1 protein-coding gene is annotated in these 252 nt (G+C 65.5%); it reads right to left on the bottom strand.

All coding sequences use genetic code 11. The features are described 5' to 3' along the window. Window positions 1–252: hypothetical protein (locus tag NFH97_RS21175; protein ID WP_349625594.1), on the bottom strand; the 252-nt coding region annotated here is incomplete at both ends.

Here is a 252-nt window from a genome sequence, read left to right as displayed (position 1 = left end):
CAGCACATTGCCGGAAACGGAAGCGGTCTCCTCGGCGATAGTGTCGCTGTCGTTACTCGCGGACGGGCTATCGTCGGCGATCGCGATGCTGAGGCTGCCGTTGGCCGCACTGCCGTCATCGTCGGTGACCACCAGGGCCACCGTCTCGGTAAAGCCGGCATCCGTCGCGTCAGCCTGACTGTCGTTGTCGACGCGTGTGTCCAGCGTGTAGCTGTAGCTCACGGTGCCGCCGGCGGCCGGGTTGGCACTATC

The sequence above is a fragment of the Halomonas sp. SCS19 genome (assembly GCF_040147015.1).
Lineage (GTDB): Bacteria > Pseudomonadota > Gammaproteobacteria > Pseudomonadales > Halomonadaceae > Halomonas > Halomonas litopenaei.
This window is presented reverse-complemented; position numbering and strand designations above follow the sequence as displayed.